36 protein-coding genes are annotated in these 25,872 nt (G+C 70.4%); 22 read left to right on the forward strand and 14 right to left on the reverse strand.

Going from position 1 to position 25,872, the window contains the following annotated elements; translation table 11 throughout:
- Positions 1 to 136: 136 nt before the first annotated feature.
- The 4 genes from Air01nite_RS31700 to Air01nite_RS31715 form a co-directional block, all read right to left on the reverse strand.
- Entirely contained in the window at positions 137 to 832 is a 696-nt protein-coding gene (locus Air01nite_RS31700) for an ABC transporter permease (protein ID WP_203707028.1), read from the reverse strand.
- Positions 829 to 1,707, reverse strand: coding sequence for an ATP-binding cassette domain-containing protein (locus tag Air01nite_RS31705; RefSeq protein ID WP_203707029.1), 879 nt, complete (start codon positions 1,705 to 1,707; stop codon positions 829 to 831). Before Air01nite_RS31705 ends, Air01nite_RS31700 begins: the two co-directional genes overlap by 4 nt.
- The gene (locus Air01nite_RS31710; protein WP_203707030.1) at positions 1,704 to 2,063 is read right to left on the reverse strand and encodes a GntR family transcriptional regulator; all 360 of its coding nucleotides are present in this window, start codon (positions 2,061 to 2,063) and stop codon (positions 1,704 to 1,706) included. The genes Air01nite_RS31705 and Air01nite_RS31710 overlap by 4 nt, the downstream gene beginning before the upstream one ends.
- Before the next feature lie 86 nt (positions 2,064 to 2,149).
- Positions 2,150 to 2,998 (reverse strand): carbon-nitrogen hydrolase family protein, encoded by an 849-nt coding sequence (locus Air01nite_RS31715; protein ID WP_203707031.1) that lies wholly within the window; start codon positions 2,996 to 2,998, stop codon positions 2,150 to 2,152.
- Positions 2,999 to 3,027: 29 nt separating this feature from the next.
- Here Air01nite_RS31715 and Air01nite_RS31720 point away from each other — a divergent pair, with 29 nt between their 5' ends.
- The 7 genes from Air01nite_RS31720 to Air01nite_RS31750 all read left to right on the forward strand — a co-directional run bounded on the left by Air01nite_RS31720 (position 3,028) and on the right by Air01nite_RS31750 (position 8,466).
- Positions 3,028 to 3,822 (forward strand): thioesterase family protein, encoded by a 795-nt coding sequence (locus tag Air01nite_RS31720; RefSeq protein WP_203707032.1) that lies wholly within the window; start codon positions 3,028 to 3,030, stop codon positions 3,820 to 3,822.
- A gap of 56 nt (positions 3,823 to 3,878) precedes the next feature.
- A complete protein-coding gene (locus tag Air01nite_RS31725) occupies positions 3,879 to 4,457 on the forward strand; it encodes a TetR/AcrR family transcriptional regulator (protein ID WP_203707033.1) in 579 nt (192 codons plus the stop codon).
- 575 nt (positions 4,458 to 5,032) lie between these two features.
- Positions 5,033 to 5,947 (forward strand): TIGR04222 domain-containing membrane protein, encoded by a 915-nt coding sequence (locus Air01nite_RS31730; protein WP_203707034.1) that lies wholly within the window; start codon positions 5,033 to 5,035, stop codon positions 5,945 to 5,947.
- Positions 5,884 to 6,888, forward strand: a complete 1,005-nt coding sequence (locus Air01nite_RS31735; RefSeq protein ID WP_203707035.1) for a TIGR04222 domain-containing membrane protein — start codon at positions 5,884 to 5,886, stop codon at positions 6,886 to 6,888. The genes Air01nite_RS31730 and Air01nite_RS31735 overlap by 64 nt, the downstream gene beginning before the upstream one ends.
- The gene (locus Air01nite_RS31740) at positions 6,885 to 7,700 is read left to right on the forward strand and encodes an MbnB/TglH/ChrH family RiPP precursor modification enzyme (protein ID WP_203707036.1); all 816 of its coding nucleotides are present in this window, start codon (positions 6,885 to 6,887) and stop codon (positions 7,698 to 7,700) included. The genes Air01nite_RS31735 and Air01nite_RS31740 overlap by 4 nt, the downstream gene beginning before the upstream one ends.
- Positions 7,697 to 8,128 carry an SCO6045 C-terminal-like domain-containing protein gene (locus tag Air01nite_RS31745; protein ID WP_203707037.1) on the forward strand — a complete coding sequence of 144 codons (432 nt, stop codon included), beginning with the start codon at positions 7,697 to 7,699 and terminating at the stop codon, positions 8,126 to 8,128. The genes Air01nite_RS31740 and Air01nite_RS31745 overlap by 4 nt, the downstream gene beginning before the upstream one ends.
- The gene (locus tag Air01nite_RS31750; RefSeq protein ID WP_203707038.1) at positions 8,101 to 8,466 is read left to right on the forward strand and encodes an ATP-binding cassette domain-containing protein; all 366 of its coding nucleotides are present in this window, start codon (positions 8,101 to 8,103) and stop codon (positions 8,464 to 8,466) included. Before Air01nite_RS31745 ends, Air01nite_RS31750 begins: the two co-directional genes overlap by 28 nt.
- A 420-nt stretch (positions 8,467 to 8,886) precedes the next feature.
- Here the strand turns inward: Air01nite_RS31750 and Air01nite_RS31755 are convergent, their stop codons facing one another.
- Together Air01nite_RS31755 and Air01nite_RS31760 are read right to left on the reverse strand one after the other, a co-directional pair.
- On the reverse strand, positions 8,887 to 9,051 hold the full coding sequence (locus tag Air01nite_RS31755; protein ID WP_203707039.1) for a hypothetical protein: 165 nt from the start codon (positions 9,049 to 9,051) through the stop codon (positions 8,887 to 8,889).
- A 232-nt stretch (positions 9,052 to 9,283) separates the two neighbouring features.
- Positions 9,284 to 9,541, reverse strand: a complete 258-nt coding sequence (locus Air01nite_RS31760; RefSeq protein WP_203707040.1) for a hypothetical protein — start codon at positions 9,539 to 9,541, stop codon at positions 9,284 to 9,286.
- A gap of 536 nt (positions 9,542 to 10,077) precedes the next feature.
- On the opposite strand from Air01nite_RS31760, the gene Air01nite_RS31765 reads away from it, so the two are divergent.
- The 7 genes from Air01nite_RS31765 to Air01nite_RS31795 all read left to right on the forward strand — a co-directional run bounded on the left by Air01nite_RS31765 (position 10,078) and on the right by Air01nite_RS31795 (position 13,947).
- The gene (locus Air01nite_RS31765) at positions 10,078 to 10,998 is read left to right on the forward strand and encodes an AAA family ATPase (RefSeq protein WP_203707041.1); all 921 of its coding nucleotides are present in this window, start codon (positions 10,078 to 10,080) and stop codon (positions 10,996 to 10,998) included.
- Positions 10,999 to 11,033: 35 nt separating this feature from the next.
- Positions 11,034 to 11,276, forward strand: coding sequence for a hypothetical protein (locus tag Air01nite_RS31770; RefSeq protein ID WP_203707042.1), 243 nt, complete (start codon positions 11,034 to 11,036; stop codon positions 11,274 to 11,276).
- On the forward strand, positions 11,273 to 12,109 hold the full coding sequence (locus tag Air01nite_RS31775) for a hypothetical protein (protein WP_203707043.1): 837 nt from the start codon (positions 11,273 to 11,275) through the stop codon (positions 12,107 to 12,109). Before Air01nite_RS31770 ends, Air01nite_RS31775 begins: the two co-directional genes overlap by 4 nt.
- Before the next feature lie 74 nt (positions 12,110 to 12,183).
- Positions 12,184 to 12,450: a hypothetical protein gene (locus tag Air01nite_RS31780; RefSeq protein WP_203707044.1), complete on the forward strand. Its 267-nt coding sequence runs from the start codon at positions 12,184 to 12,186 to the stop codon at positions 12,448 to 12,450.
- A complete protein-coding gene (locus Air01nite_RS31785) occupies positions 12,447 to 12,839 on the forward strand; it encodes a hypothetical protein (RefSeq protein ID WP_203707045.1) in 393 nt (130 codons plus the stop codon). The genes Air01nite_RS31780 and Air01nite_RS31785 overlap by 4 nt, the downstream gene beginning before the upstream one ends.
- Positions 12,836 to 13,717, forward strand: a complete 882-nt coding sequence (locus tag Air01nite_RS31790; RefSeq protein WP_203707046.1) for a hypothetical protein — start codon at positions 12,836 to 12,838, stop codon at positions 13,715 to 13,717. Before Air01nite_RS31785 ends, Air01nite_RS31790 begins: the two co-directional genes overlap by 4 nt.
- A gap of 2 nt (positions 13,718 to 13,719) precedes the next feature.
- Positions 13,720 to 13,947 (forward strand): hypothetical protein, encoded by a 228-nt coding sequence (locus tag Air01nite_RS31795; RefSeq protein ID WP_203707047.1) that lies wholly within the window; start codon positions 13,720 to 13,722, stop codon positions 13,945 to 13,947.
- A 510-nt stretch (positions 13,948 to 14,457) separates the two neighbouring features.
- Here Air01nite_RS31795 and Air01nite_RS31800 read toward each other — a convergent pair.
- The 6 genes from Air01nite_RS31800 to Air01nite_RS31825 all read right to left on the reverse strand — a co-directional run bounded on the left by Air01nite_RS31800 (position 14,458) and on the right by Air01nite_RS31825 (position 19,431).
- Positions 14,458 to 15,978 (reverse strand): recombinase family protein, encoded by a 1,521-nt coding sequence (locus tag Air01nite_RS31800; protein ID WP_203707048.1) that lies wholly within the window; start codon positions 15,976 to 15,978, stop codon positions 14,458 to 14,460.
- A gap of 168 nt (positions 15,979 to 16,146) precedes the next feature.
- A complete protein-coding gene (locus Air01nite_RS31805) occupies positions 16,147 to 17,196 on the reverse strand; it encodes a hypothetical protein (RefSeq protein WP_203707049.1) in 1,050 nt (349 codons plus the stop codon).
- Between the two features lie 476 nt (positions 17,197 to 17,672).
- Positions 17,673 to 18,359 carry a hypothetical protein gene (locus Air01nite_RS31810; RefSeq protein ID WP_203707050.1) on the reverse strand — a complete coding sequence of 229 codons (687 nt, stop codon included), beginning with the start codon at positions 18,357 to 18,359 and terminating at the stop codon, positions 17,673 to 17,675.
- An 83-nt stretch (positions 18,360 to 18,442) separates the two neighbouring features.
- Complete coding sequence (locus Air01nite_RS31815) at positions 18,443 to 18,700, reverse strand: hypothetical protein (RefSeq protein ID WP_203707051.1); 258 nt, start codon at positions 18,698 to 18,700, stop codon at positions 18,443 to 18,445.
- 84 nt (positions 18,701 to 18,784) lie between these two features.
- Complete coding sequence (locus tag Air01nite_RS31820) at positions 18,785 to 19,192, reverse strand: hypothetical protein (protein ID WP_203707052.1); 408 nt, start codon at positions 19,190 to 19,192, stop codon at positions 18,785 to 18,787.
- Between the two features lie 92 nt (positions 19,193 to 19,284).
- Positions 19,285 to 19,431, reverse strand: coding sequence for a hypothetical protein (locus Air01nite_RS31825; RefSeq protein ID WP_203707063.1), 147 nt, complete (start codon positions 19,429 to 19,431; stop codon positions 19,285 to 19,287).
- On the opposite strand from Air01nite_RS31825, the gene Air01nite_RS31830 reads away from it, so the two are divergent.
- The 3 genes from Air01nite_RS31830 to Air01nite_RS31840 are packed head-to-tail and all read left to right on the forward strand — an operon-like array spanning position 19,411 to position 21,532.
- Positions 19,411 to 19,839 (forward strand): ABC transporter ATP-binding protein, encoded by a 429-nt coding sequence (locus Air01nite_RS31830; protein ID WP_373310513.1) that lies wholly within the window; start codon positions 19,411 to 19,413, stop codon positions 19,837 to 19,839. The genes Air01nite_RS31825 and Air01nite_RS31830 overlap by 21 nt on opposite strands.
- On the forward strand, positions 19,836 to 21,245 hold the full coding sequence (locus Air01nite_RS31835) for a DUF6297 family protein (RefSeq protein ID WP_203707053.1): 1,410 nt from the start codon (positions 19,836 to 19,838) through the stop codon (positions 21,243 to 21,245). Before Air01nite_RS31830 ends, Air01nite_RS31835 begins: the two co-directional genes overlap by 4 nt.
- Positions 21,242 to 21,532 carry a hypothetical protein gene (locus tag Air01nite_RS31840; RefSeq protein WP_203707054.1) on the forward strand — a complete coding sequence of 97 codons (291 nt, stop codon included), beginning with the start codon at positions 21,242 to 21,244 and terminating at the stop codon, positions 21,530 to 21,532. Before Air01nite_RS31835 ends, Air01nite_RS31840 begins: the two co-directional genes overlap by 4 nt.
- A gap of 25 nt (positions 21,533 to 21,557) precedes the next feature.
- On the opposite strand, the gene Air01nite_RS31845 is transcribed toward Air01nite_RS31840, so the two are convergent.
- A complete protein-coding gene (locus tag Air01nite_RS31845) occupies positions 21,558 to 22,052 on the reverse strand; it encodes a DUF4265 domain-containing protein (RefSeq protein WP_239091097.1) in 495 nt (164 codons plus the stop codon).
- 48 nt (positions 22,053 to 22,100) lie between these two features.
- Positions 22,101 to 22,415, reverse strand: coding sequence for a hypothetical protein (locus Air01nite_RS31850; protein WP_203707055.1), 315 nt, complete (start codon positions 22,413 to 22,415; stop codon positions 22,101 to 22,103).
- Between the two features lie 176 nt (positions 22,416 to 22,591).
- Here Air01nite_RS31850 and Air01nite_RS31855 point away from each other — a divergent pair, with 176 nt between their 5' ends.
- The 5 genes from Air01nite_RS31855 to Air01nite_RS31875 all read left to right on the forward strand — a co-directional run.
- A complete protein-coding gene (locus Air01nite_RS31855) occupies positions 22,592 to 23,515 on the forward strand; it encodes a GNAT family N-acetyltransferase (protein ID WP_203707056.1) in 924 nt (307 codons plus the stop codon).
- Positions 23,516 to 23,580: 65 nt separating this feature from the next.
- Positions 23,581 to 24,321, forward strand: coding sequence for a DUF427 domain-containing protein (locus Air01nite_RS31860; RefSeq protein WP_239091098.1), 741 nt, complete (start codon positions 23,581 to 23,583; stop codon positions 24,319 to 24,321).
- A 43-nt stretch (positions 24,322 to 24,364) separates the two neighbouring features.
- The gene (locus tag Air01nite_RS31865) at positions 24,365 to 25,126 is read left to right on the forward strand and encodes an SDR family oxidoreductase (RefSeq protein WP_203707057.1); all 762 of its coding nucleotides are present in this window, start codon (positions 24,365 to 24,367) and stop codon (positions 25,124 to 25,126) included.
- Positions 25,123 to 25,665 (forward strand): G/U mismatch-specific DNA glycosylase, encoded by a 543-nt coding sequence (gene mug / locus Air01nite_RS31870; protein WP_239091099.1) that lies wholly within the window; start codon positions 25,123 to 25,125, stop codon positions 25,663 to 25,665. The genes Air01nite_RS31865 and mug overlap by 4 nt, the downstream gene beginning before the upstream one ends.
- Before the next feature lie 14 nt (positions 25,666 to 25,679).
- The coding region (locus Air01nite_RS31875; protein ID WP_203707058.1) for a hypothetical protein at positions 25,680 to 25,872 on the forward strand (193 nt) is incomplete at its 3' end.

The following is a 25,872-nucleotide window of genomic DNA, read 5'->3' on the forward strand; positions in this document are numbered from 1 at the left end:
CGCACAGTACGGGACAGCACCGATTCGTCAAAACCCCCGCAATGTAAACAATCTTGGGCCACTGGTCGACCGCCGGTGACGGACGATCGCCGGCCCGCATCACGCGGACCGGCGATCCCCTGGTGGGGTCCGTTGATCAGGCGTTCGTCCGCCGGATCGCCGCCATTCCCCCGAGGGCGGCCACCGCGGCCACCAAGGCGGGCCAGCCCACCAGCAGGCTGATCTGGTGCTGTGTGCTCAACCAGTGCCAGATGTCGCCCCACCAGTTCTGCCAGCTGATCAGCGCCGCGAGCAGGCCGAAGATCAGGATCGTGGCGGCGACGGTGGCGAACAGGCCGTTGGTGCCGAAGCGCACGAACAGGATCGCCACGAACATCGTGACGAAGTTGATGAACAGCAGGGGCGCCGCGTACACGGCGATCTGCAGGAGTCCATTGGAGACATCCACGTACGGCACCCGGAAGAAGTGCAGCCCGATGCCGAAGCCGTCGGTGCCACCCTCGATCAGGTTGAGGATGTAGAGCAGCACACCGTAGAGGAGCGCCTGCGTCACGTTGACCAGCGCGGTGGCCAGATAGAACGTGCGCCGCGTGACGCCCATCCCCAATGCGAACGGGAAGATCTGGCTGATCGCGATGGCCGCCGCGATCGCCGAGACGATGTAGATGCTCGACAGGCCGCCGGTGCTGGTCTTGCCCGGCGCGGCCTCGTCGATCGAGAGGAAGATCAGGTAGTTGGCGGACAGCGAGATGAACAGGATCAACCACGGCCAGATGAACTGGTTCCACCAGACCACGGTGTGCAGCCGGGCGACGGCGAGGATGCGGTTCATCGGACGGCGTTCCTTTCCATCGTCAGGCGCACGACGGCCTGCTGGAGCGAGACCGGCTCCAGGTCGATCCCGAGCTTCTTGGCCTTCAGGCGCTCGGCGTTGTCGAAGGACCCGCGCAGGGTGACCCGCACGGTGCCGCCGAGTTGTTCGCGGTGCAGCACGAGCCGCGAGGCCGCGAACTCGTCGACCACGGCGGCGGGCCCGGTCGCGTCCATCACCTCGCCGCGCAGTTCCTCGCTGGGCGCGTCCAGGAGCAGCTTGCCCTTGTCGAGCAGCAGCACGTGCTCGATCAGGTCCGCGACCTCGTCGATCAGGTGGGTGGAGAGCACGACCGTGCGCGGGTGCGCGGCGTAGTCGGCCAGCAGCCGGTCGTAGAAGAGCTGCCGGGCAACGGCATCGAGGCCGAGGTACGGCTCGTCGAAGAACGTCAGCTCCGCCCGGGCCGCCAGACCGACCGTCACGCCGAGCGCGGACGTCATGCCACGCGACAGCTTGCGCACGTCCCGGTTGCGCGGCAGGTTGAAGTCGTCCACAAGGGACTGCGCGAACTCCTCGTCCCAGTTGGGAAACAGGCGGCCCGCCATCGTCAGCACGTGCTTCACCTTGTAGCCGCTGGGGTACTTCTGGCTCTCCTTGATGAAGACCACCCGCATGAGCGCCTGCTCGTTCTCGAACGGGTGCTCGCCGAACAGCCGCAGCTCCCCCGAGGTGACGGTGTTCTGCCCGGTGATGAGCTGCATCAGCGTGGTCTTGCCGGCGCCGTTGCGGCCGAGCAGACCGTAGATCGCGTTCTCCTCCAGCGAGAAGGAGACGTCGTCGAGAGCGGTCACGTCGCCGAACCGCTTCGTGAGGCCCGCGGCCGCCACGACGCTCATCGCTGTTCCTCCCAGGTCTCGATGAGTTTCTTGAGTTCTTCGGTGCCGATGCCCAACTTGCGCGCCTCTTCGATGAGCGGCCGCACGTACTGGGCGGAGAAGTCGAGCCGGCGACGCTCCCGAAGCGTCTCGCGGGCTCCCGTCGCCACGAACATCCCGATTCCCCTGCGCTTGTAGAGAGTTCCGTCATCGACCAGGCGGTTGATCCCCTTGGCCGCGGTCGCCGGGTTGATCCGGTGAAACGCCGCCAGTTCGTTGGTGGACGGCACCTGGGACTCCTCCGCGAGCGTCCCGTCGATGATCGAGTTTTCGATCAGCTCCGCGATCTGGACGAAGATCGGGCGGTCGTCATCCATCGTCTCGGCTCGTTGGTTCATTACTCATGTAACTAACCATGCAACCGACGAACCGCTGACGTCAAGGGGCAGCGGTCACAGAAGTTCTAAAAAGCCGTCAGGGTACGGCGGGCGCCCAGTTCGCGACGGTCGCGCAGCATCGTGTGGGCCGATCGCACCCGGGCCAGTTCGGCCGGGTCGAGGGTCGCGACCACGACCGCCTCCCCCTCGTCGGCCGCCCGGACCACGGGCCGGCCCTCGGGGTCGTAGACGGCCGCGCCGCCGTTGAACGACCAGTCGCGGTCGCCACCGACGGAGTTGGCGAACACCACGTACATCGTGTTGTCGAGGGCACGGGCGGCGTAGTAGACGTCGCGCCGGTGCGCCGAGCCGACCACGTAGCCGCTGGGCACCAGATAGCCGTGCGCCCCGTCGTCGGCCGCGGCCCGGCCGTGCTCCGGGAAGCAGCCGTCGTAACAGATGCCCAGACCCAACCGCCAGCCGTCGACCACCAGCGTCGCGCCGGTGGTGCCGGGCGTGAACAGCGCGTTCTCCTCAGGACCCCAGAGCAGTTGCTTGTCGTACGCGGAGGTGGTGTTGCCGGCCCGGTCCACCAGCACGGCCGAGCAGGTGCGCCGACCGTCCGCGTGCCGGACGGAAGCGCCGACCACGACCACGACGGAGCGCTCGCGCGCCGCGGACCGCAACGGGTCGAGGCGGCCGTCGCCGATCTCGCCCGCGGCGCTCGCCGGCAGATCGGCCGACGGGTCGGCGTGCAGGGTCGGCGGGTGGTAGGCGCAGAGGAACAGCTCGGGCAGGACGACCAGGCGGGCGCCGGCGTCCGCGGCCTCGCGGACCAGCCGGGCGGCGACGGCCGCGTTGTGCGCGACGTCACCCGGCACCGGGGTCGCCTGCACGGCGGCCACGGTCAACGGAGTCGCCGGCGGGGTGTCCACGGCGGCATCGTACGGCGAGAATCGATCGCGTGGAGGACGCCTTCTACCGGCCGACCGGCGACCCGACCCGGTTCGAGTCGACGCGGCACACCCAGGGGCCCTGGGGCGCTGGCCTCCAGCACGCCGGCCCGCCCTCGGCGCTGTTGGCCCGGGCCATCGAGGCGCTGCCCAGCACGCTGGCCGGCGAGCCGCACCTGGCCCGGCTGACCGTGGAGATCCTCGGTGCGGTGCCGGTCGACGAGCTGACCGTGACCGCGACGGTGCTGCGGCCCGGGCGGTCGGTCGAACTGGTCGAGGCGGCCGCCTCGGCGGGCGGGCGCACGGTGCTCAGCGCCCGCGGCTGGCGGATCCGGCGCACGGAGCTCGAGCTGCCCCGGCCGGCCCGCCCGCGGATCGAGCCGGCGCCGATGCGGCCGTCGGTGGCCACGGCCTTCACCGACCCGGCCTGGCGGGGCGGCTACCTCGGCGCGGTCGAGTGGCGCTTCATCTCCGGGCATTTCGAGAAGCCCGGCCCGGCGCTGGTCTGGGCCCGGCCGCGGGTGCCGTTGGTCGCCGGCGAGCCGATGTCGCCGCTGCAACGGCTGGTCGCGCTGGCCGACTCCGGCAACGGGCTGAGCCGGGTGCTCGACATGGCCGCCTGGTGGTTCATCAACACCGAGCTGAGCCTGCACCTGCTCCGGCCGCCGGCCGGCGAGTGGATGTGCGTGCGGGCGCGGACCACCCTGTCCGAGGGCGGTGCCGGGCTGGCCACGACGCTGCTCTACGACGACGGCGGTGCGGTGGGCCAGGGCGCGCAGGCGCTGCTGGTGGGGCCGCGGACGTGACACGCAAGCCGTACGTACGGATTGCATCACGGAAGGCCACCTGACACGATCGACACGTGCCCCGCGTGAGCCAGAACCAGCTCGACGCCCGCCGCCACGAGATCCTGGCGGCGGCGCGCGCCGCTTTCGCGCGCTACGGCTACGAGGGTGCCACGGTCCGCCGGCTCGAAGAGGAAACCGGGCTGTCCCGGGGCGCCATCTTCCACCATTTCCGTGACAAGGACTCGCTCTTCCTCGCCGTCGCCGAGGACGACGCCGCCGCGATGGTGGCCACGGTCGCCCGCAACGGCCTCGTCCAGGTGATGCGCGACCTGCTCGCCCAGGCCGCCTCGCCGGACACCACCGGCTGGCTCGGCAGCCAGCTCGAGGTCTCCCGGCGGCTGCGCACCGACCCGGAGTTCGCCAAGCGCTGGGCGGTGCACTCGGCCGCCATCGCCGAGGCCACCCGCGACCGGCTCGCTCGCCAGCGGGCCGCGGGCGTGCTCCGCGAGGACGTCGACCTCGACGTGCTGGCCCAGTTCCTGGAGCTGGCGTACGACGGCCTGGTGCTGCACCTGGCGATGGGCCGCCCGGCCGGCGACCTCGGCCGGGTGCTCGACCTGGTCGAAGAAGCGGTCCGGCAGGCCAGCCGCTGACGCTTCTGGCATCGAGGCAACACACTGGGCCGCAGTCGCGGGCTTCGGGCCGAGTCGCTGCACCCTGAGCACGTCGCCTACCTCAACGCCGGGCGGGCCGGCAAGTCGACCGAGCCGCTCAGCTTCCTGGTCGCGGTGGGTGTGATCTGGGTGGGGTTCAGCCTGTTCCGGAAGCTGGACCGCACGCGGGCGGCCGACCGGGCGGTCGCTCACCTGAAGCGGCGGCGCTGTCCGGCGCGCTGTTCGGGCTGGGCTCGCTGGTGCTGCTCGACCCGGCGTTCGCCACGGAGGTCGAGCTGACGGAGCTGGCCCGCAAACCCGACTCGAGCAGCTCGTGCGGCGGTTGCGGGGGCGGCGACTGCAGCGGGGGTGACTGCGGTGGCGGTTGCGGCGACTGACCGGGTGACGTTTACCTCGCCGTTACCTCTGCCGGGGTCGGGCGGTCTTACGCACGGTGGCCGGGCCGCTCCACAATGGGCCAAACGGCGTCGCGTCGGGAAGTTGACCGAGGTCAGTCGGCGTGGCAGGCGGCGTCCACAATGGGCTCAACGGCCCTGCGACCACGGGAGCACGCGATGACACTGGCCGCGTCCGGCGACACCTGGGGCATCTCCGGCCCCACGTTCCTCGGGATCTACGTGGCGTTGGCGATCGTCGCCATCGTCGCCACCGCGCTCGTCCGCTCGATGCTGTCCCGTGGCCCCGAGGACGGCTGGCCCAACCTGACGCCCGAGCAGGTCGCGTTCCTCAACGGCGGCGCGACGCTGGCCCGTTACACCTCGCTCGGCGGGTTGCGCCGCGGCGGTGCGATCGGCGCCAACCCCGACCGCACGCTGGTGCCGACCGGGCCCTTGCCGGTGGGCTCGACCCCGCTCGACACCGCGGTCTACAACGCCGCGGGCAAGCGGCTGCGGACCCGGGACCTCTCCCGCGACACGTGGGTGTCGAGCGCGCTCGACGACATCCGGACCGGCCTGGAGCGGGCCGGGCTGCTGATGTCGCGCGAACGGCGGCGGCTGTCCCGGCTGGCGGCGCTGCTGCTCCTGCCGGTGGTCGTGCTCGGCGGCGCGCGGATCTCCGACGGGCTCGCCAACGACAGGCCGGTCGGCTTCCTCATCCTGCTGGTCATCGTCACGGTCGTCTGGATGCTGGTCAGCCTGACCAGGGCCGCCTACCGGACCAAGGCCGGCACCCGGGCGATCACCGGTCTGCGCAAACAGCACGGCTACCTGGCGCCGGGTGAGGCGCCGAGCTACGCCACCTACGGCGCCGGTGCGACCGCGATGGGTGTCGCGCTGTTCGGCGCGAGCACGCTGTTCCTGCTCGACCCGGCGTTCGCCGCCGACGCGGAGATCAACCGGCAGGTCAGCGGCGGCTCGTCGAGTGACGGGGGCGCGGGCTACTCCGACAGCGGCAGTGGCGGCTCGTGCAGTGGTGGCAGCTCCTGCGGTGGTGGCGGCGGCTGCGGCGGTGGCGGGTGCGGCGGCTAGCGGCGCCGGTCATCGCGGCGGGCGGCGACTGGACGTTCTCCGGTCCCGAGTTCGTCGCCCTCTACGCCGTCCTGGGTGCCATCGCCGGCGGTGCCGTCGTGCTGCTGCGGCGGAAGGTACTGCACGGGACGGCCGAGGTGCGGCTCGAGAGCATCGGGCCGCTGGAGGCGGCGTACCTCAACGGTGGTGTCGCGCTGGTGATGTGCACGTCGCTGGCCTTCCTGCGCCGGGCGAACGCGATCCGGCCCAGGCGCGACGGCCGGCTGACGACCCTCGGCGCGGTGCCCGCAGGCGCGACGCCGTTGGACGAGGCGGTCTTCCGCGCGGCCCGCCACCGGCGGGCCGGCGACCTGGTCGACGACCCGGAGGTGCACGGCGCCCTCGTCGACCTCCTGGTCGAGCTCCGCCGCAACGGGCTGCTGTTGTCCCGCGGCCGCCGCCGTCTCGCGCGGTTCGCGGGCCTCCTACTGCTGCCCGTGCTCGTGCTCGGCGCAGTCCGGATGCGCTCGGGCATCGTCAACGAACGGCCGATCGGCTGGCTGGCGTTCATCAGCGCGCTGCTCCTCATCGGCCTGGTGGTGAGCGTGCGCCGGGTTCCGGAGTCGACCGGCGCGGCGCGCGAGGCGCTCGAGGGGCTCAAGCTCCGCCACTTCCACTTGGCGCCCGAGCACGAGCCGAGCTACGCGACCTACAGTGTGCGGGACACGGCGATGGCCGTCGCGCTGTTCGGGGCGCCGTCCCTTTACCTGTTGGACGCGCGGATCGCCGCGGACGCGGGGCTCGCGGGCATCGTGGCCGCCACGGCGATGGGGCCGACGGGCCCGGTCGGCTGGTGGGGCGGGTCGGATGGAGGCGCAGGCGGCGGCTGCGGTGGCGGCGGCGGCTGTGGTGGCGGCGGCTGTGGTGGCGGCGGCTGTGGTGGCGGCGGAGGTGGGCAATGACCGGCTACGGCGTCGGGATCGGCTGGCGGCCGGAGATCGCGGGGTTCGTGGCGGAGCTGCCGGGCCTGCGGTTCGTCGAGGTGGTCGCCGAGTCGGTGCACGATCACGCGCCCGTGCCCCAGGGTCTGGCCGAGCTGCGGGACAAGGGCGTCGCGGTGGTGCCGCACGGGGTCAAGCTCTCCCTGGGTGGAGCGGAGCCGGTCGACCCGGTGCGGGTCACCCACCTAGCCACGGTCGCGGAGCGGCTGGACGCGCCGCTGGTCAGTGAACACATCGCCTTCGTACGCGCGGGCGGGGTCGAGGCCGGGCACCTGCTGCCGCTCCCCCGCTCCCGGGAGGCGGTCGATGCCGTGGTGGCCAACGTCGCGCGTACGAAGGCCGAACTGTCCGTCCCGATCGCCCTCGAGCCGATCGCCGCGGTCTTCGACTGGCCCGACGACGAGCTGACCGAGGCGGAGTTCCTGACCGAGATCCTGGACCGGACCGAGGCGCTGCTGCTGCTCGACATCGCCAACGTGTACGCGAATGCCCGCAACCGCGGCACCGACCCGTTCGCGTTGCTGGACGCGCTGCCGCTGGAGCGGGTCGCGTACTGCCACGTGGCGGGTGGCGCCGAGGCGGCCGGGATCTACCACGACACGCACACGCACGCGGTCCCGGAGCCGGTGCTGGCGCTGGTGTCGGCGCTGTGTGCGCGGCAGCGACCGCCGGCGCTGCTGCTGGAGCGCGACGGGTCCTACCCGGCGGCGGAGACGCTGCGGGCCGAGCTCGACGCGATCGCCGCCGCCTCGGGCTATCCGGCGATCACGTGACCGGCGATCTCGCGGCGCGCCAGGCTGCCCTGGTTGCCACGCTCACGTCGGGCGCGCCCGTACCCCCTGGATTTGATCCACGGCTGGTGGGTGTGGCCCGGCAGGCGCTGCTCCGCAAGCGGGCCGGGGAGGTCGCGCGGACCTGGCCGATGCTCTCGGCGTCGTTCGGGGAGAGCTGGCGGGAGACGTTCGCGGCCTGGGCGGCGCAGCGGCCGACCAACGGCTCGCTGCGGGACGGCTGGGATCTGGCGCGGTCGTCTCCGCTGTCCGGCGCGGCCGCGGCGGAGCTGGCGGGACGGGAGGCGGCGTTCCGCTACGACGGCCACGGTGCCCCCGTCCCCCGCCGCCGGCCGCTGTCCGGGCGGGTCCGCCGGATCTCGCTCTGGGAGAGTGGACGGCTGTGGACGCGCTTTCGGTCGAAGGGCTGACCCGCCGGTTCGGCAACCTGGTGGTGCTCGACGGTGTCAGCTTCACGGTGGAGCCGGGCCAGGTCGGTGCCGTGCTGGGTGCCAACGGCTCCGGCAAGACGACCCTGCTGCGCTGCGTGGTCGGCGCCGAACGGCCGGACGAGGGCGTGGTCACGGTGGGCGGGCGCCGGATCTACGAGACGGATGCGTGGGCCCGCTCGATCATGGCGGCCGCGCTCGACGACATCGACTTCTTCCCCGACCTCTCGTGTCAAGCAGAGCTACACCTTTGTGATGCAGGCCACAACGTCTTGACCTCCAGTGGTGCACTCGGTAACCGCGTCCGCGTGGATAGGTAGCAGGCTGCCCGCCGTGCTGGCCGCTGCCAGCCTCGCAGAGCCCCAGGGTATCTGAGGTCAGGGTGGCGGGTGTGGCCCGTGAGCGTGGCCCCGACAGAGCGCTTCGCGGATGGGGCACCCTGGCAGCTCCCGTCACGGCTCGCGCACTGCGGGTGATCGCATGGGTATGCAGCCCGACGCATGCTCACGCCTGTCCATCGTGTCCGGTTCTGCCCCAGGGGGTGGGGGTATGACCTGCTCGGCGGCTAGGTAAGGAGACCGGGAGGTATATGCCCCCGGGGGTTGCGCAGGTTCTAGACTGGCGAAACGGGCGCAAATCGTTCGCATATTATGCAGTCTGACCCGGAATTCGCTGGCGGCCCCAGCCCATGTGCTGGGACTACACCCGAGACACGCACCGAGGCCGCCAGCACTAGCTGATCAGTAGCCCACGCGCTGGTCGAGCCCGAGGTAGGTCAAGCCGAAGATGACGATCAGCGGCTGACTCTCGGGAATGAAGTACGCGAGGGCAGTGACGCCAGCAGACGCGGCGCCAACGACGAGCCCGCGCACGGTCAGCGTGGGCTTCTGCGGGGTTTGGCTCACCGGGCCGGGGGCTCCAATGAACGGGCCAGTGACAAGCATAGGTATCCTTAAAGGACAATTGCAGAGTCACCCTGGCCAGGTCGGTCCACTGTAGCACGCCCGATATGACGAACGCGCGAGGCTAGGTCACCGGGCAGGAACGCGCTTGAATGCCTGTCGCGGGTAGGTTTCGCCGCAGGCACCGCCACACACCGAGGTTGCCACCGCGTCACCGGCAGTCGCAGCCACCGGCTCAAACTCGGTCGGCGGGCAATCCGGTTTCGGGCACTTCCAGAGCTGAGCCATGGTCGCAGACTACACATTGGATCGTGGGGCCAGCCGGATCGACGTTAACGCCGTTCATGACCAGCAACTCGGCGACCTCGATGCGGTCGCGGCAGGGCCAGAGCCGTATGCAGCCCATGCAGCGGTGCCGGTCCTCGGGATCGCGGCTGTGCTCGCGGTAGATCCGAGTCCATTCCTCGATCTGCTTGGGGCTGACCGTGCTCACCGATGCCTCCCGGCGATCCCCTTGGGTCGGCAGTCCGCCGTGCTTGAGTGCAGCTCGTGGGCGTCGGCGGAGTCCATCAACTGACCGACGATCCGAAGCGCAGCGGCGTTGTGCTCCACATTGGCAGCGCCGTTTCCCCGCTCCGCAGCCCTGCCGGCCTCGAACGAGTGGTAAGCGAGGTCCAGGAGGCTATGCAGGAGGGTCGTTGTGTCGGCCATCAGTGCAACCGGCCGTTGTCGAGGAGCGTCCGGATCGCCCAGCGGAGCCGTGAGCACACGAGGACTGCCGCGTCATCGAACGGCGGGCATGCTGTGCAGGGTCCGGGAACGCCCGGGCTCAGCGGCTCCATGTGCTGCCCGACGAACCGCCGAGCGGCCCAGATCATGACTCCGTCGTCCATCGACACGCCGAAACCCCCTCCGTCCGCGGCAAAGAGAGACGGAGGGGAGGAGCGATCCCCGGCTAATCGGCTATCAAGCATCCCCTGTTGGCGCGGCCGAAGGCCGCAGCTAGCCCGCTAACCGAAGGAAACCCCGTTGATCACCGTTCGCTCACTGGAGGACATCGCCGAAACCATGGAAGGTCAACCGCTGGCATTGGTCGACGGCTTGGTCGACTTCGCAGCCACCACCATCATCGGTCCCGCTAACGCTGGCAAGTCCATGTTGGTGTCCTCGCTAGCTTCAGCGCTAGCCAGCGGCGAACCGACCTGGCTTGACCGTCCCATCTTCAACCCCTCGCGCCGTCGCGTGGTCATCTTCACCACCGATCCCCGCGAGGATCGCCGGTATGCGGCTCGGCGAGGGGATGCAGGTCCCATCTTCGCTGCGCCGCTGTTCGGTGACTGGAGTTGGAGCGCCGTGCGTGACGTGGTGACTGAATACCGCTTCGACGTCGCCATCTTCGACAACGCGCTAGGGCTCGTCGGCAGCAGGGGCGGAGACATGAACAAGCCCGCTGACGTGCGGTCGCTGGCGACGGACCGCCTGGACGAGCTGGCGCACCTGGACGTCGTGCCGGTCCTGATGTCCCACACATCGAAGCCCGGCCCTGGCGGCATCGGAGCCAAGACGGCAACCGGATCGCTGGCCTGGACAGCATGGGCTCGTTCGACGCTGCGACTGGAGAAGCTCGGGAGCGGAACCCACCGGCTCAACATCGAATCCCGCGATTTCGGCGACTCCACCATCAACCTCTCGCTTGCCGTCGATAAGCGCGGCACGCCGAGCTGGACCGTTGACGGCGTGGTCGAGCGCAAGGCCAAGCAGCGCGCCCAAGAGACGCACGAGCGGCATCGCGAAGCCGCCAACTACCTGATTGCCGCCGGACTGGCCAAGGCGACCGCGAGCGAGCAGGCCAAGGCGCTGGCCACCAAGTTCGACGGCACGGCCGACTCGTGGCGAACCAACAAGCTCGGTCGCGGCAAGCCGGTTCGCCTCCTGCTGGACGCGGCGTAACCGCTTTTCGACCCTCCATCCCGAAAGGACAAGTCGTGATCACGCTTTACCACTCTGGCGGCCTCGAATACCTCGATGTCCACGCCGTTTCCCTCCTGACTGGCGTCACCGCCGAGTCGCTTCGCAACCGACGTGCCAGGCGATCGGAACAAGTCGTTGGCATGGTCTCCGAGGAAATCTTCGGCCGCGTCGTCTACCGGCTGAGCCGCGTGGCCCGTCACCTTGGCATCACGGAGGAGGAACTGCGCGAGCGCATCCGGACCGGAGCGACGACATGACAAAGCCCGTTCCGGTCGAGATAGACCAACGCTTCGGCGCTCTCGTGGTGCTAGCCCTACGGCCCGGCCCGAAGCAGCCGAACGGGAAGGCCAGCGGTCGGATAGCCCTGGTGCGCTGTGATGCCTGCGGTCAGGAGTCAACCGCGCCGGCCCGCAAATTGGTCAAGGGCGAGCACTCCACATGCGGGAAGTGCTCAGGCAGGGCCAACCGGCATCGCTCGGGCATCCCCGGCTACGTCGGCGCCCATCACGCGGTCGAGCGCGCCAAGGGCAAGGCAAGCGAACATCACTGCACCGTGTGCCTCGGCCAGGCCACCGAGTGGGCGCTGGATATCGCGACGCCGCACGAGCTGTACGCGGAGCCGTCAGGCCAGAACGCGGGCTTGGCCTACAGCACCAACCCCGATGCGTATGTGTCGATCTGTTCAGCCTGCCATCGACGCGTCGACCACTCGGTACCGCGCTCGGTGCGCGCCACCATCCGCGAGTTGCTCACAGAAGACAGCCGACACACGAGAGGACCGGCCTCGATGACCACTCCCGAGCCCCGTCCGGCCCTTCCGGACGTCGTCACCACGTTCGACGCCTACGAGTCCGAAGCCGAGGCGCGCTGGATCGCCGGCATCTGCGTGTGGTGCGGGCAGCCCGGCGTCGAAGGCAGCTACTCAGCTCGGTTCTGCGCCGTCGACTGCGGTCACGAAAGTCACCGCGGACTGCCCCAGCCGCCAGAGTCGTTCACCCGCTCGCGTTGCGCTTGGGCTGCTCAGCGCCTCCGCCAGCGGCTCCAGCGGGCGGCCCGAAGCAGCGCCGCCGACCACACCCTGACTGTCTGAGCGCCGAGACAGCCCCCCAGCCACCCGACCCGCCACGTGGCGGTCAGGGAATTACAACGAAGGAAGGAACCAGCTTGTCCGAAGTAGACGAGCACGAGTCCCCGAAAAGGCGGTTCGACCAAGGCCCAGCCGCCCGTGCCGAACGGCAGGAGCGCATGGAAGCGGTGAAGACCGCGCGCGTGGTCCTGGCGGGCTGGCAACGGCGCCAGTTCAAGGCCGTTGAACGGGTCCGCGAGGCTACGCGGGAAGCAGACCGTATCGACCGGCGCACCGCCGAGGCTGAGCGCGCTCTGGCCCTGCTGGAGCGGTCTGGCGGGCTGCCTGTCGCGGAAGCCGCATGACCATCCTCGCGCCAATCGTGGCCGACTCGCTCGGCCGCTGGCTCCGCATCCCGGCGTACGTCGTGCCGGGCAAGGCGATGCCGACCGACGGTCCGATGTCCATCTACGTCGCGTCGCTGTACCGGACCGACAAGGAGGGCACGACCAACGCGGGCAGGCCGTACGTGCAAGCCATGCTTTCCATCGGCTGGCTCGGGTTCGGCGTCGCGCCTGACTTCACCGGGGAGTGGACGGGTGCGGGCGAAGCGGTGCGCCGGCTGTACGCACCGGACGGCGTCTTGCTGTACCCGAACCCCATCGGCGGCCAGCCGAGGCGAAACGGCGACCTACTGACCGTCAAGGTGCTATTTCGCGCCGTCCAGGCGACGCAACGGGAGCGTGCGGCATGACCCGACGACAGGCCACCAACATTCGAGCCACCGAAACCCAGGAGAGCGACCGCATGACCACCCGCAGGCCGACCAACAAGACCACCGCCACCCCGACCGCCGAGGCGCCGACCGACACCATTGTCGTTGCCCATTTGCCAGACCAGGCCGCGAAGGAGGCGACCAAGGCAGCGCTGAACGCTGCCCGGGAAGCCGCCGCACGTGCCACGGAGGCGCTGGAGGCCGCGAGCGACGAGTCGGACGGATACGACGACGAGGGCGAGCCTCTGCCCCAGCCTCGCTTCGCCGAGGATGACGACCTGAACGAGTTCCTGCTCAACGGGCGCAACGAAATGAGGCTGGCCCGGCTGCGGTCCGCTGCCGTGGCCGCCAGCCGTGCTGTTGATCGGGCCGAGAAGGAGTATTTCGCAGCGTCGGGCTCGGTGAACCCCATCGGCCACCGCTTCGCGGAGCTTGTCGCGGGGGTGCTGAGCCCACGCGTCGAGCGGGCGGCCCGCCTTGCCGGGATCGTCCTCGGCCGCATCACTGTCGAGTCGATCCCGCTGGACCGTGGCCGGACACCGTCCCAGGATTCCCGGTACGGCGACACGTTCGGCCGGGCGCGGATCACCGTCGAGTCTCGCCACCTGCCGGCGCTGGTACCGCACGGCTTCATCCGTGAGGCCCTCGCAGACGTTGGCGCCAAGTCGCCGGACGGCGTTAGCACGTCGAAGTTTGACGGCGGCCCAACCGGCTACGAGTACGAGTTCGAAGGGACCATCGGAGATCCGGTCATCGTGGCCAAGGCCGAGGCCGAACGCCGGGAGCAGGAGCACGAAGCAGCCTTGGCGTCCTACGCCGTGATCAACTGGTCCAATCGGACTTCGGAGGTGTTCTGACCGTGGCCGACTTTGACCCCGTCAAGGCCGCGCGGCTACTCCGCGAGACTGGCACGCTGCACGCGACAGATTTCCAGTCCGCCGACATCCCGGAGCTTGGCCCGGAGGACGAGCTGCCCGTGCAGCCGGCCAGAATCAGGGGTGGCCTCGATCCGCACGAGCCGCTGCCTGACAGCCTCGATGTCGCCGAGCTAGCCCAACAGCTCCGCGATGGGCTGATCTATCGGTGAGCGACGGGGACGGGGCCGGCGTTCAGCCCGCCGGCCCTCGGTCCCGCCGAGGTAGACCACGGACGCAACCTCCGGAGTGCACCGAGGAAGGCTGCAAGCGGCCTCCGAGGTCGCATGGGCTATGCCGGGCACACGTCCACCGGCTGTACCGCTATGCAGACCCGTCGATCCGCAAGAGGGGCAGCGATACGCCGACCCGATGCCGATATTGCGGTCTACCCACGGAGCGCTCCCGCCAGGCATGGCCTGTCGCTCACGCGGAGTGCCATCGCGCCGGCAGGGCTCGGCGTGGGCCGCTCTGGCGCGCATATCAGCGGCTGTTGCGCCAGTCGCGAGCGCTGGACCGCTAGACAGACGGCCCGCACTCCCATTGCCGGGGTGCGGGCTCTGTCGTTACGAGGACTGCCAGGGTATCCAGGAGTACCCCTAGGGCCAGAAGGTCGCTCAGATTTGCTCTCAACGGGCCGGCGGGGCATCTCGCGTTGGCCACCGAATCGTACGTCTGCGGGTTCAGGCGTCCTCGTCGTACTCAACACCCGATCCCGTGAACGGAGCGCCAAGCGGTACCCGCCTGACGTGCATGAAGCGCGTCGCGGCATTGGGTCGCTCCCCCACGTAGAAACGGAGTCCTGAGGCGAGCAGGAAATCTCGGCGCGCCGTCGGATTCGCCGACGCCACGATGCTCGGCCACACCTGCCAGAAATGGTCACCGGTCGGCACCTCGCGCCACTCGTCGGCGCGCTGCGGCAGTGCCGCCAGCTCATCGCGCCTGGTGACCAGTGAGCCCATGCGGGTCCGGTATTCGGCCGCGTCCCGCTCGCCTCGGAACAGCCCGGCGTCGCGGTCGTCCCGTAGGTCCCTAATCGCTTGCTCAACGCGCTCCAGCTCAGCCGTGTGGTCCTCGCCTTTGACGAAATCACGTCGAACGATCGGAGTGTCGCCCAGTTCCTCCATCATGATTGTGTTGATCGCCTGGTCAATCACGACGGCTTGGGCTGATGGGTTCCCGCAGAAGTTTTTGCCTGCGCGGTTCACCGAGCTGCGGCAGCGGTACCGGGCCGACTTCGCATCCGTCGGGCGCACCGGGTACCACGGCGCCTCGCACACGTTGCAGAACAGCACGCCGCCCAGCGGAGAGACCTGCCGTGTTCGCCTAGGTGTCGCCTTCAGCGCGTCGAGCGCCGTCTGTAGTTCGGACCACTCCCCTTGGGTGTAGATGGCGGGCGCCCGCATCACCGGCAGCCCGTCGGCGCCCCGGATGACCGTGCCGTCCTTCTTCACGCTCTCGCCGAGCGTCGCCCGCGAGCGGAGCATCTTGTGCAGCGACTCGGAACGCCACCGGGCGCCCTTCGCCGCCTTGCCGGTCCGCACGTTGGCGTGATCCTGGGGACTCAGCGTGCCCGACTCGTTCAGCCCCTGGCATATCGAATTGACCGACTTTCCCGCGATGACGTCTCGCCTGATCTCGTGCAGCAGTTCGACTCGCTCGGCATCGTGGACCAGGCGCCAGCCGTCGACCACCTTCACGGGCATGTATCCGTCCGGCACCGTCCCCCCGTGGAATCTGCCCTCCCGGGTGGCCAGGCGCATTGAGTCCTGCACTCGGTCACGGATGATGTCGCGTTCCCACTCGGCCACTACGCCGAGCAACCCGGCCATCAGGCGCCCTGTGTGCGTGCTGGTGTCGATCCCGTCTTGGAAGGCAATCACGATCTTGTCGTGCTCGCGTGCCCAGTCGAGAAGGGCAACCAGGTTGCTGAGCGAGCGGCTCAGCCGATCGAGCTTTACGGCGGCAATCACGTCGTATTCGCCGGCCCGCTCGTCCGTCAGCCACGGCCCGAACTGCGGCCGGTCGAACGGGAGCACGGCGCCACTCACGTCTACGTCTGCGGCCACATGCACGAGGGTGGCGTCACGGCTCGCGGCGTACGCGTGCAGGTGCTCGGTCTGCCTGGTGATGCTGGTGCTCTCGTCGGTCTCGCGGGACAGCCGGGCCACGCCGAGAATCCGAAGCGTCTTCTTGCTGGTCATGATGGCTCGCCATCCTATCGGGGTCCCTCGGATACGGGTCGGTCCTGCAAGTCCGCGGTACGTCTGATTGACGGGCGAACGGGGCATGCGTGCCTGTCCAGGCCGCTTCTGCGTGCGGGCGCGAAGGAGGCGGAGCCCAACCCGGACCCCGCCCCGCGTCTCGTGGGTCTAGGACTGGTTGGTTCCGACCAGTTCCAACGGCACCGTCACCGTGAAGGCGTTCCACTCACCCGAGGTGCCGAGGTCGGCACCGGCCGGGATGGTCAGCTTCAGCGGTAGCACGCGCGTCACGTTGGCCCCGTCCAGAACGTCACCGGCCTTGACCGTGTTGTACTGCTCTCCACCGGTCACGCCGTTGAACAGGTTCGCCTTCGCTGGGGCCGATGGGTCGAGCGCCACCGAGACCACGCTTACGGCTCCCGCGTTGACCGTAGGCGTACCGACCTCCACCTTGGCGACGTTGGCCGGGTTCGTCTCGGACTGCAAGCCAACGTTGATCCGGCACTCACCCCCAGGCATGGCCCGGATGAGCTTGACTGCGAAGGAGCCCCGGTCCGCGATCCTGACTGCCGCTACGCACCCACCGTTATCGGGGATGCGGACCGGCTGACCCGAGTCGAGGTCGCCGGGGTCGATGTCCAGCTCAGCCGCCAACGCGTTGTTCTGCGTCGTGGTTCCGAGGTACGTGCCGTCAACGGCCCACCGCTGAGTCACCGGCACCCACCCCCAGCCGCCATCGGCCCCGACGCTGGCCCCTTTCACGCTGCCCGAGATCGTCTTGTTGAACGCGATCACAGCGGCGAACGCGATTGCTGGGATCAACACGAACAGGATGGGCAAGGCGAACGGGATGCCGAGGATCTTCCGACGCCACCACGGCTTGCGCTCACGCACCGGCTGATTCACCGAGTGCCGCGCCCGGTAGACGGTGCCCTTCCGTCGCTGCGGTTGCACTGGCTGGAACGTGGCCATCTGCGGCGGGAGAGGAATCATCGTGGTGACCTCGGCGTGGTCGTCATCTCCGTCCGCGTCGAGCCAGTCAGCGGCAGCGACGTTTGGGTACACCCCGGCGTCAGCATCGGCGGCAATCTGGACGGCCGAGACCGGGATGCCTAGGCGCGTGGCCACCTTTTCGCGGTCGGTCATCGTGTCCCGGTCGGGCCCGCCTCCCGTGGTGTAGCCGAACCTCTCGTTCGACGCCTGGTTAGTCTTGTGCACAACCCCTCCTTGAGGGTTCGAGGGACCACGGCACCGCCTTGTCAGGGGTCTCGGTGGTCGTGGTAGCGGGTCGGCCCGCTGGGCGCGTGCACGGCGTCTTGTCCGTGCACCACCCGGCCGGTCGGCTATGCGGCTGAGCGCGTCTCGTAGTTGGCCTGCGCTTCCGCGTCATTCGCTGCCAGCGTCAGCAGTCGGGCCGCTCCGATTACCGCCTGGTGCTGGCTCACGGTCACGTGCTGCGCGTCAACCCGCTGGGCGACGCGGATGAGGCGCTGTTCTGCCTCGGTCAGCCGGCAGTACGCGCACCACACCTGACGTGGTGGACATGGCTCGGTCGTGCGGGCGAGTTGTTCGACAGGGCGGCTGAGGGCTGGCGTCGCATGGAGATACCTCCGTGGATTGCTGGTTGGGTGTGCCTGGCCTGGCCACCTCGGCTACCGCCGGACCGGGATCCGGCGACAACCGGGGAAGTCAGCTCAGGCGGTCTTGCGGGTGCGGACCCTGCGAGCGACGCTCACCGCGTCCGCCTCGCTCGGCTTCAGGAGTCGACCCCCGCGCGCCTCGCGGATCGCGGTCACGGTCGCTTCGATTTGCTCGGCCAATGCGTCACGTCCGGGCGCGTCCTCGGGAAGCGCGTTCAGCAGCGCGACAAGCGCGGCCAGCGCGTTGTCGGCAAGCTGCACTGCCGTCGGAGGCTCCGAGGTGATCGGCTGTACGCTGGCACCCTCGCTACCCTCGGCCGTGTCGCCCGCACTGTCGCCTTCGCCGCCGCCGGTCGGTGCGTCGCTCTTGCCCTTGCGCGCCTTAACCTCGGCCTGCGCGTCGCGGTAGCTCCACTTCTTCGCGGCGACCAACTCAGCCCGGTCCACCTCGTTGCGGAACAGGAAGTGGACAGACCAGCCGTTCCGGTCTGAGCGCCCAGACTCGGCGTACGCCTTGCTCGTCTGGAGGTACTGGTACATCGAGCTGCGGGCGATGCCGAGGTCTGCGGCGAACTGAGTCACGGCCGCCTCGCCGTACTCCTGGTGCTCCTGCACCTGCACCGCCAGGTCGCCGATCTTCCAGGCGCCCTTGTCGATGGCGCGCTGTGCCGACTGGCCGGTCCGAATCCAGCCCTTCCACGTCGCGGTCGTGTAGTCGGGCGGGGTGGTGGTCTCGCTCATGGTCTCGTCCTCTCGTGAGGGTCTGCGGGTCCGTCTGGTCCCACTCCACGGCGCCCGGTCGGGCCGGTCACCATGGGGCAGGGTCAGCGCGCGGCGGTCGTCTCGCGAGCGAAGGTCACGGCCGGGTGCGCGGTCCCGTGGCCCTCATCGCCGCACACCTCGCACCGGTGCCAGCCGTAGCCGTCGCAGTTGCTCTCCTCGCCGCACGCGAGAACCACGTCGAACCCCGCCCAGTACCGGATGCCGACAGCGAACCCGTCCGCGTGGTCGGGGTCGCCGTCCCCGTTGGCCAGGTAGCAAGCGCAGCCGTGACACACGATCAGCTCGTGCACGATCTCCATTGGTCTCTCCCGTCGCGTACTGGGTGGGTGCCGACTGGCGACCCTTGGCAGGGCACCGGTTGCCCGGTGCTCCACCAGGGGTGGTCAGGCAGGCTGGCCGATCCAGCTAGCGGCGTCGATGGCGTCACGCATGACCTCGATTGCCGCGATGCGCTGGGGGTCCCGCGCTGGGCAGGCGTCGCCGTACTCCGGGCAGGGGCTTCCCCACTGGCCACGGTCGTGTGCGTCGGCGTGGTCTGCGTCGTTGATCAGGAAGGAGCACAGCGCACGGACCATGTCCCCGACTTCCTGGTTAAACCCGAGGGGCGTGCGCAGGTCGGCGCCCGTGATCGTGTGCTTGCCGTTGGTCAGTGCGTAGGTCACGGTCACGCCGTTACCGGACAGGATGTGACCCCCGCTGATCCGGAAGCCGTTGAAGGACAACGCGACCTTGACCGGACGACCGCCCGTCGTCGCTGCGGGTAGGTACTTCGTGGTGGTGATGCTGTCCATCTCGGGTGTCCCCTCCCCAGGTGACGGGTGCCGACTGGCGACCCTTGACCAGGCACCCCGTGGGATGCCCGATCAGGGATGGCCAGGTAGGACTACTTCCGGCGGACCGGCTTGCCAGTTGGGCCGAACAGAGCTGCCGTGGCCTTCGCCTGCGTCCACGTGGTGCCCGGCTTAAGGGCTGCGTACGACCGGCCGTCCGCCTCGGAGGTGAACTCGATGTGCGTCGGTTGGAGCTTCACGGCGCTTCCCCTGTCCCGGCGCCCCGTGGCGCCGTCAGGGGTAACTCTGCTGTCCCCGGGCTGTCGGTGGCGGAGCATCTGGCGCTGCTGGCGTACGCGCACGGCGACGGCGGTGACCCGGTCGAGGAGGTCCTCACGGAGCTGGGCCTGGCGCCGGCCCGCGACCAGCTGCCGATCACCCTGTCGAGCGGGCAGCGGCGCCGCCTGGCGCTGGCGTCATGCCTGGTGCGGCCGCGCCGGGTGTTGATCCTCGACGAGCCTGAGCAGCGGCTGGACGTGGACGGCCGGGCCTGGCTGACCGACCGGCTGCGGCGGGAGAAGGCGGCCGGGACGGCCGTGCTGATGGCGTCGCACGACGCGGAGCTGGTGGACGCGGTGGCCGACGTGCGGATCGGCATCGGCGGGTGACGGCGACCACCCTGGTGCCGCCGCCGGGCGCGGCGCCGCCGCCGTCGGGCGAGCTGAAGGCCCGGCTGCGCCGGGCCCGCCGCCAGCACCGGGACCGGTCCATCGGTGACCTGCTCACTGACCTCTACATGATCGCGTTCCTGATCGCGATCTACGGCTGGGCCGGGGTCGATTCGGTCAGCGGCTTCCTGCACCGCCAGGTGGCGGCGGCGCCGTCCGATCCCGGCGCCCGCTACTGGATCGGGGCGGGTGCGGGGGTCGCGCTCGCCGGGTTCGTCTGGCAGGGGTTGACCGCGGTCGGTCCGCTGCAGGTCGGCCCGGCGGTGCAGAGCTGGCTGGCGAGCACGCCGCTGTCGCGGCGGTCGCTGCTGGCGCCGCGGTTCGTGGGCCTGGTGCTGGCGGGGGCGTTGGGCGCGGCGCTGCTCGGCACGGCCGCGGCCGCGATCGGCCGCTCCGGTGGCTACGTCTGGGCGGGGGTGGCCGGACTCGGCTGGGGGACGGCCTTCGCGGCGGGCGCGGCCGCCGCGCAGTCGTGGCCGGGCCGGCGTCTCCGCTGGCCCGCGGTGGCGTTGGCCGGCGTCGGTGGCCTGGTGGTGCTCGCGGTGGTGCTGACGCACGGCCTGTGGGGCTGGGCACCCGGGCGCCCACCGGTCGCGGTGCTGCCCGTGGTCGCGCTCGCCGGCCTGGTGCCGGCAGTGGTGCTGTTGGTGGTGGCGGTGCGGGCGCTACCCGGCATCGACCGGGCGTCGCTGTCGACCGGCGCCCGCTTCGCGTCGGCGGCGTCGTCGGCGGTCCTGCTGCTCGACCCGTCGATGCTCGCGGCGGTGGTGGAGAACCAGCGCTGGCGCGCGGTGGGCCGGGTCCGCAGCGGCCGCTTCCGCGGCGGCCCGCGCTGGTGGGTGCTGCTGCAGGCGGACGTCCGCCGGGTCGGCCGCAACCGCGCCGCCCTCGGTTGGTGGGCGGTGCTGGTGCTGGCGGTGTACGCGGTGCAGGTCGCGCTCCCGTCGGTGGCCGGCGGGGTCCAGGTGGTCGCGGCCTTCCTGGCGGCGGACCGGTTCGCCGGCGGTCTGCGCGGCATCTCCCGCTCGGCGGGCTTGCGCCGGGCGGTGGGCGGCAGCGACGGCGCCCTCAAACTGACGCACATGCTGGTCCCGACGCTGGTGGCGGCCCTGTTCTGGCTGGCGACGATCCCGACGGTCGGCGCGGGCCCGCTCTGGCTCCCGTTCGTGCTGGTAGCCGGCGTAGCCGCCAGCCTCTACCGCTCAGCCACCCGCGGCGCGATGGCCTACGGCGGCGCGGTCGCCGAAACCCCGATGGGCGTGATCCCGGTAGACATGATCCGCCAGGTGATCCGCGGCCCGGACCTGCTGGCGGTCATGGTCGCGATCCATATCCTGGTGCGATGACTGCCGAGGATGTGCGCGCCGCGATCGACGAGTTCGCCGCCCGCATCGACGCGCTGGCACCGGGGTCTGGCCCGCCGCTGACGGTGTCGGTGACGCTTAGCCCGGCGGCGGCCGGGGCGTTGGTCGAAGCGCTGCGCTCCTACCACGACCCGCGCGATCACGGCACCTGCGACCAGTGCGGCTCGGGCCGCCTGGACGAAACCTTCACCTGCACGGCCTGCGCCCAACCGAACGGCCTCTTCGGCCAGCTGATCCGCGAACGCCTCACCCGCCACCAGTCGGGCTGAGCGGCCCGTTCCCCGGGTGGGTCGCTCAGGCGTCCCGCCACGCGTCGGTGATGCACCCTTCCTCGAAGGCCCACCAGCCTTCGGTCTCCCCCGACTCCAGCAGCACCTTGACGGCACCCAGGTCGGTATCGGCCGGCACGGTCAACGCCACGAACGGAAACTCCGCACTGAACGTCTCACCACCGAGGCCGAAGGGTGCGAACTTTTCGTGAACCGCTCGTGCGCTTCGTCCCAGCGGACCGTCGGGCAACGGCAGGACGCGGATCGTGCAGTTGCCCGACGCCTCGACACGCTCTACTGACCACCGCACGCCGTCGTCGTCAGTCGTGAAGCGGACCACGTCTCCCTCCGCGACGCCGTCCTGCAGGAACGGCACGTTCGCGACCCGCGCGGTGTCCGCGGTGACCAGCCGCGCCCACAAGCCCTCGGTGTCATAGGGAAGCCACCCCTCGCGTGGCACGAACCGGAACATGATCTTGACCATGCCCTGCCCGTCCCGGGTCGTTCTGTCCGGCGCCACCGATGCCACCGCGTATCCGCCTCTCAGGTCGCCGAAGTCGGTCGCCGTTCATGCTCGCAGGTCCCACTTCTTGGTGTAGCAGAGGTGGAACAGGACGGTTGGGGCGCCGCGCGGAACAGCGCGACCAGGCGGGCGATCGGGTCGTCGACGTCTTCGGCGCGGATCCAGCGGTGCGCCGTCGTCGGTGCGGGCGTTCGCGGCGATCTCGATGACCGCGCGGATCGCGGTCGGTTGCTCGGCGATGAACTCGAGGTCGGACTCGATGTAGACGGCCAGCAGCTCCGCCGGCGACGGCCCGGACCAGATCGGCCTTGTCGTCGCGTAACCCAGCTCGGCGCCGGGCACTCGCTGTGACGGAGTCATTTACCCAGTTGCGCGGCGGGCTCATGATCCGGTAGACCTGTGCGGACCGTTCGAGACGAAAGGAGGGACGAGCAGATGAACGCCATCCTCGTGCCCGTGCCTTCGCTCGCGTCGCCGTCGCGCTGACGCGGAAGCCGAAAGACGGGCACACCCCTTAGTTAGGACTCTGTGTGCCCATGACAACGCTGCGCCCGATCACCGGGCCGGACGAACTCGACCTCTTCTGCCAGCTCCGCTACCAGCTCGACAAGGAACTCGCCCGCGACCTCGCCGAAGGGCGGCGCCGGGCCGACTGGCTCTGGGTGGCCCTGCGGGACGACCGCGTCGTCGCCCGGGTCGCCTGGTGGACCTTCCGGGACGGCGAAGCGCCGTACGCGATGGACTTCTTCGATTTCGACGACTCGCCCGACGGCATCGAGGTCGCGCTCAAGCTGTTCGAGACGGCCCGCGCCGCCGTCGTGCCGGCGGGCGCGGCCATGCCGCAGTACATCCGGTTCACCCCGCCCGACTGGCACGACGACCCGGTTGCCGAGAAGGCCGTCACCGACCGGGTCACCGCATTGGAAAGCACGGGCGCGCGGCTGCTCGTCGAGCGGCTGCGGCTCGAGTGGCTGCCTTCGCGGGGCGTGCCCGCGGCTGGTGGCCGGCTCTCTTTCCGCCCGCCGACCGACCGGGCCGAGCTCGTCGGGCTGATGGCCAAGGTGCTGGAGGGCACGCTCGACGCGCACAGCCAGGCCGAGCTGCGCCACATGAGCCCGGAGGAGCAGGCCGCGCAGCAGTACGACGACGAGCTGCTCGGCTATCCCTCGCCCCGCGAGTGGTGGCGGGTCGGCGTGCGGGACGACGGCGCGCCGGTCGGCTTCGTGATTCCCGCCCGGAACTCGTACAACCCGATCATCGCCTATATCGGTGTCGTGCCCGACCACCGTGGCCACGGCTACATCGACGAGTTGCTGGCGGAAGGCACCCGGGTGCTGGCCGCCGAGGGCGTGCCGCGGATCCGCGCGGCGACCGACGTCGGCAACGTGCCGATGGCGAAGGCGTTCGCCCGTGCCGGATACGCGGTCTTCGAGCGCCAGGTCGACATGACCTGGGAGTAGGAACCAGGGGTGCCGGCCGGCGCGTGTGTGCGCGCCGGCCGGCCTCGCCTTCCTACGATGGGCTGATGGACTACCCGCGGATGGCCGCGGAGACGGACCGCGTCGAGCCGGCGCCGCGCCGGATCCGGGGCACGCTCGGGGACGAGCAGATCTTCGACACCACTTCGGCGCGGTACGTGTGGGAGTGGCCGAACTACCCGCAGTACTACATCCCGTTCGGCGACATCGATGCGCGTTTCCTGGTCGACGAGTCGCATTCGCAACGACTGCGGCGCGGTCCCGCACGGCGGTTCGGGTTGCGCGCCGGTGGCGTCGAGCGACCAGGCAGCGTGTGGGTCTTCGACGCCGGCGCCGTGTCCGGATATGCCCGCTTTGACTGGACCGCGCTGGACGCCTGGTACGAGGAGTCCGAGCGGATCTTCGTGCACCCCCGCAACCCGTACGTCCGCGTCGACGCCGTGCGCTCCGACCGCCACGTCCGGGTCTCGCTCGACGGCGTGGTGCTCGCGGAGACGCGTACACCCGTGCTGTTGTTCGAGACGGGGTTGCCGACCCGCTACTACATCCCGCGCCGCGACGTCTCCTTCGCGCGCCTGACCGCTTCGCCGACGGAGACCGCGTGCCCCTACAAGGGCGTGACCAGCGACTACTGGTCGGTCGGCGGGGCTGACATCGCGTGGTCCTACACGTTTCCCACGGCGGCGGTCGCAGCCATCGCGGACCTGGTCGCGTTCTACAACGAGCTGGTCGACATCCAGGTCGACGGCACGCTGCTGGCCCGGCCGCACACCCACTTCGTCCGCTGAGGCGCGTTTGTGGGGCTACCGGGCGGTAGGGCAGGATCCTGGCATGGACCTTGGCCTGGCCGACCGCGTGTACGTGCTGACCGGCGCCACCCGTGGCCTCGGCTTCGCCACGGCGCGCTACCTGGTCGACGAGGGCGCCCGGGTGATCGTCTCGTCCCGGCACCAGGAGCACGTCGACGCGGCGGTCGCGGAGCTGGGCGGGCTCGGCAAGGTCCAGGGGATCGTGGCCGACCTCACGGCCCCCGACACGGCGGCCCGGCTGGTGGCGCTGGCCCAGTCGTCGTTCGGCCGGCTCGACGGCGCGCTGCTCTCCGTGGGCGGCCCGCCGCCCGGCACGGCCCTGAGCGTGTCCGACGACGACTGGCGCATGTCGTTCGAGACGGTCTTCCTGGGTGCGGTGCGCACGGCCCGGGTGATCGCCGCCGCCCTGCCGTCCGGTGGCGCGATCGGCCTGGTGCTCTCGTCGTCGGCCCGGACGCCGATCGACAACCTCGGCATCTCCAACGGCTTCCGCCCGGGCCTGGTCGGCGTCGCCAAGGACATGGCGGACGAGCTTGGCCCGCGCGGGGTGCGGGTGGTCAGCCTGCTGCCGGGCCGCTTCCTCACGGACCGCACCCGGGCGGCGTACGGCGACCCCGCCGACCCGACCCGCCCGCGCGCAGGCGCCGGCGACGACATCCCCCTGCGCCGGGTGGGCGACGCGCGGGAGTTCGGGCGGGCCGCGGCCTTCGTGCTGTCCCCGGCGGCGTCATATGTGACGGGCACGTCGATCGCGATCGACGGCGGCCTGATCCGGGCGCTGTGACCAGACCGACGAAGGCCGACCTCGAGGCCGCGGCGGAGAAAACGCTGCCCGACGTGATCGCACCGGGCTTGCGGGTGCTGTTCTGCGGCATCAACCCGGGCCTGTACTCGGCAGCGACGGGGCACCACTTCGCCCGCCCGGGCAACCGCTTCTGGCCCGCCCTGCACCGCTCGGGTTTCACCGCGCGGCAGTTGGACCCGGCGGAGCAGCAGTCACTGCTGGACGTCGGGCTGGGCATCACGAACCTGGTCGACCGCGCGAGCGCCCGCGCCGAGCACCTCACCTCCGCGGAACTGGTGGCCGGCGGCACCGCGCTGGCCGCGAAGGCGGCGCGCTGGCACCCGCACTGGATCGCGATCCTGGGTGTGACGGCCTATCGCGCGGCGTTCCGCCGTCCGAAGGCCGTGGTCGGCCCGCAGCCGGAGGTTGCGGGCCCGTCTCGCCTGTGGCTCCTGCCGAACCCGAGCGGCCTCAACGCCCATTTCCAACTGGACCGCCTGGCCGAAGAGTTCGCCCGCCTCCGCGAGGCGTCCGAGTAGTGGCAGCTGAACTTGTGCGCAGATGGCGGGGCGAACACGGGCCGGCCAAGGTCGCTCTCGCCGTGGCGTTGGTGCGCGGCGAGACCCGGGCCGCGGACGACTTCTCGCTTCCGTTCGGCCGGATCGACGGCAGGGCCGACCTACGCGGGCTCTCCTACGCTGGGTCGGTGGGTCGCGAACTGGCCCGGACGGCGGGCGGTCACCGCC

Origin of the sequence: Asanoa iriomotensis, from assembly GCF_016862515.1 — a bacterium.
GTDB lineage: Bacteria > Actinomycetota > Actinomycetes > Mycobacteriales > Micromonosporaceae > Asanoa > Asanoa iriomotensis.

Coding starts and splice junctions, on each gene's coding strand:
- Air01nite_RS31700 (WP_203707028.1), bottom strand. CDS start 832: ATGAACCGCATCCTCGCCGTCGCCCGGCTGCACACCGTGGTCTGGTGG.
- Air01nite_RS31705 (WP_203707029.1), bottom strand. CDS start 1,707: ATGAGCGTCGTGGCGGCCGCGGGCCTCACGAAGCGGTTCGGCGACGTG.
- Air01nite_RS31710 (WP_203707030.1), bottom strand. CDS start 2,063: ATGGATGACGACCGCCCGATCTTCGTCCAGATCGCGGAGCTGATCGAA.
- Air01nite_RS31730 (WP_203707034.1), top strand. CDS start 5,033: ATGACACTGGCCGCGTCCGGCGACACCTGGGGCATCTCCGGCCCCACG.
- Air01nite_RS31740 (WP_203707036.1), top strand. CDS start 6,885: ATGACCGGCTACGGCGTCGGGATCGGCTGGCGGCCGGAGATCGCGGGG.
- Air01nite_RS31775 (WP_203707043.1), top strand. CDS start 11,273: ATGACAAAGCCCGTTCCGGTCGAGATAGACCAACGCTTCGGCGCTCTC.
- Air01nite_RS31785 (WP_203707045.1), top strand. CDS start 12,447: ATGACCATCCTCGCGCCAATCGTGGCCGACTCGCTCGGCCGCTGGCTC.
- Air01nite_RS31790 (WP_203707046.1), top strand. CDS start 12,836: ATGACCCGACGACAGGCCACCAACATTCGAGCCACCGAAACCCAGGAG.
- Air01nite_RS31800 (WP_203707048.1), bottom strand. CDS start 15,978: ATGACCAGCAAGAAGACGCTTCGGATTCTCGGCGTGGCCCGGCTGTCC.
- Air01nite_RS31810 (WP_203707050.1), bottom strand. CDS start 18,359: ATGAGCGAGACCACCACCCCGCCCGACTACACGACCGCGACGTGGAAG.
- Air01nite_RS31815 (WP_203707051.1), bottom strand. CDS start 18,700: ATGGAGATCGTGCACGAGCTGATCGTGTGTCACGGCTGCGCTTGCTAC.
- Air01nite_RS31820 (WP_203707052.1), bottom strand. CDS start 19,192: ATGGACAGCATCACCACCACGAAGTACCTACCCGCAGCGACGACGGGC.
- Air01nite_RS31840 (WP_203707054.1), top strand. CDS start 21,242: ATGACTGCCGAGGATGTGCGCGCCGCGATCGACGAGTTCGCCGCCCGC.
- Air01nite_RS31850 (WP_203707055.1), bottom strand. CDS start 22,415: ATGACTCCGTCACAGCGAGTGCCCGGCGCCGAGCTGGGTTACGCGACG.
- Air01nite_RS31855 (WP_203707056.1), top strand. CDS start 22,592: ATGACAACGCTGCGCCCGATCACCGGGCCGGACGAACTCGACCTCTTC.
- Air01nite_RS31860 (WP_239091098.1), top strand. CDS start 23,581: ATGGACTACCCGCGGATGGCCGCGGAGACGGACCGCGTCGAGCCGGCG.
- Air01nite_RS31865 (WP_203707057.1), top strand. CDS start 24,365: ATGGACCTTGGCCTGGCCGACCGCGTGTACGTGCTGACCGGCGCCACC.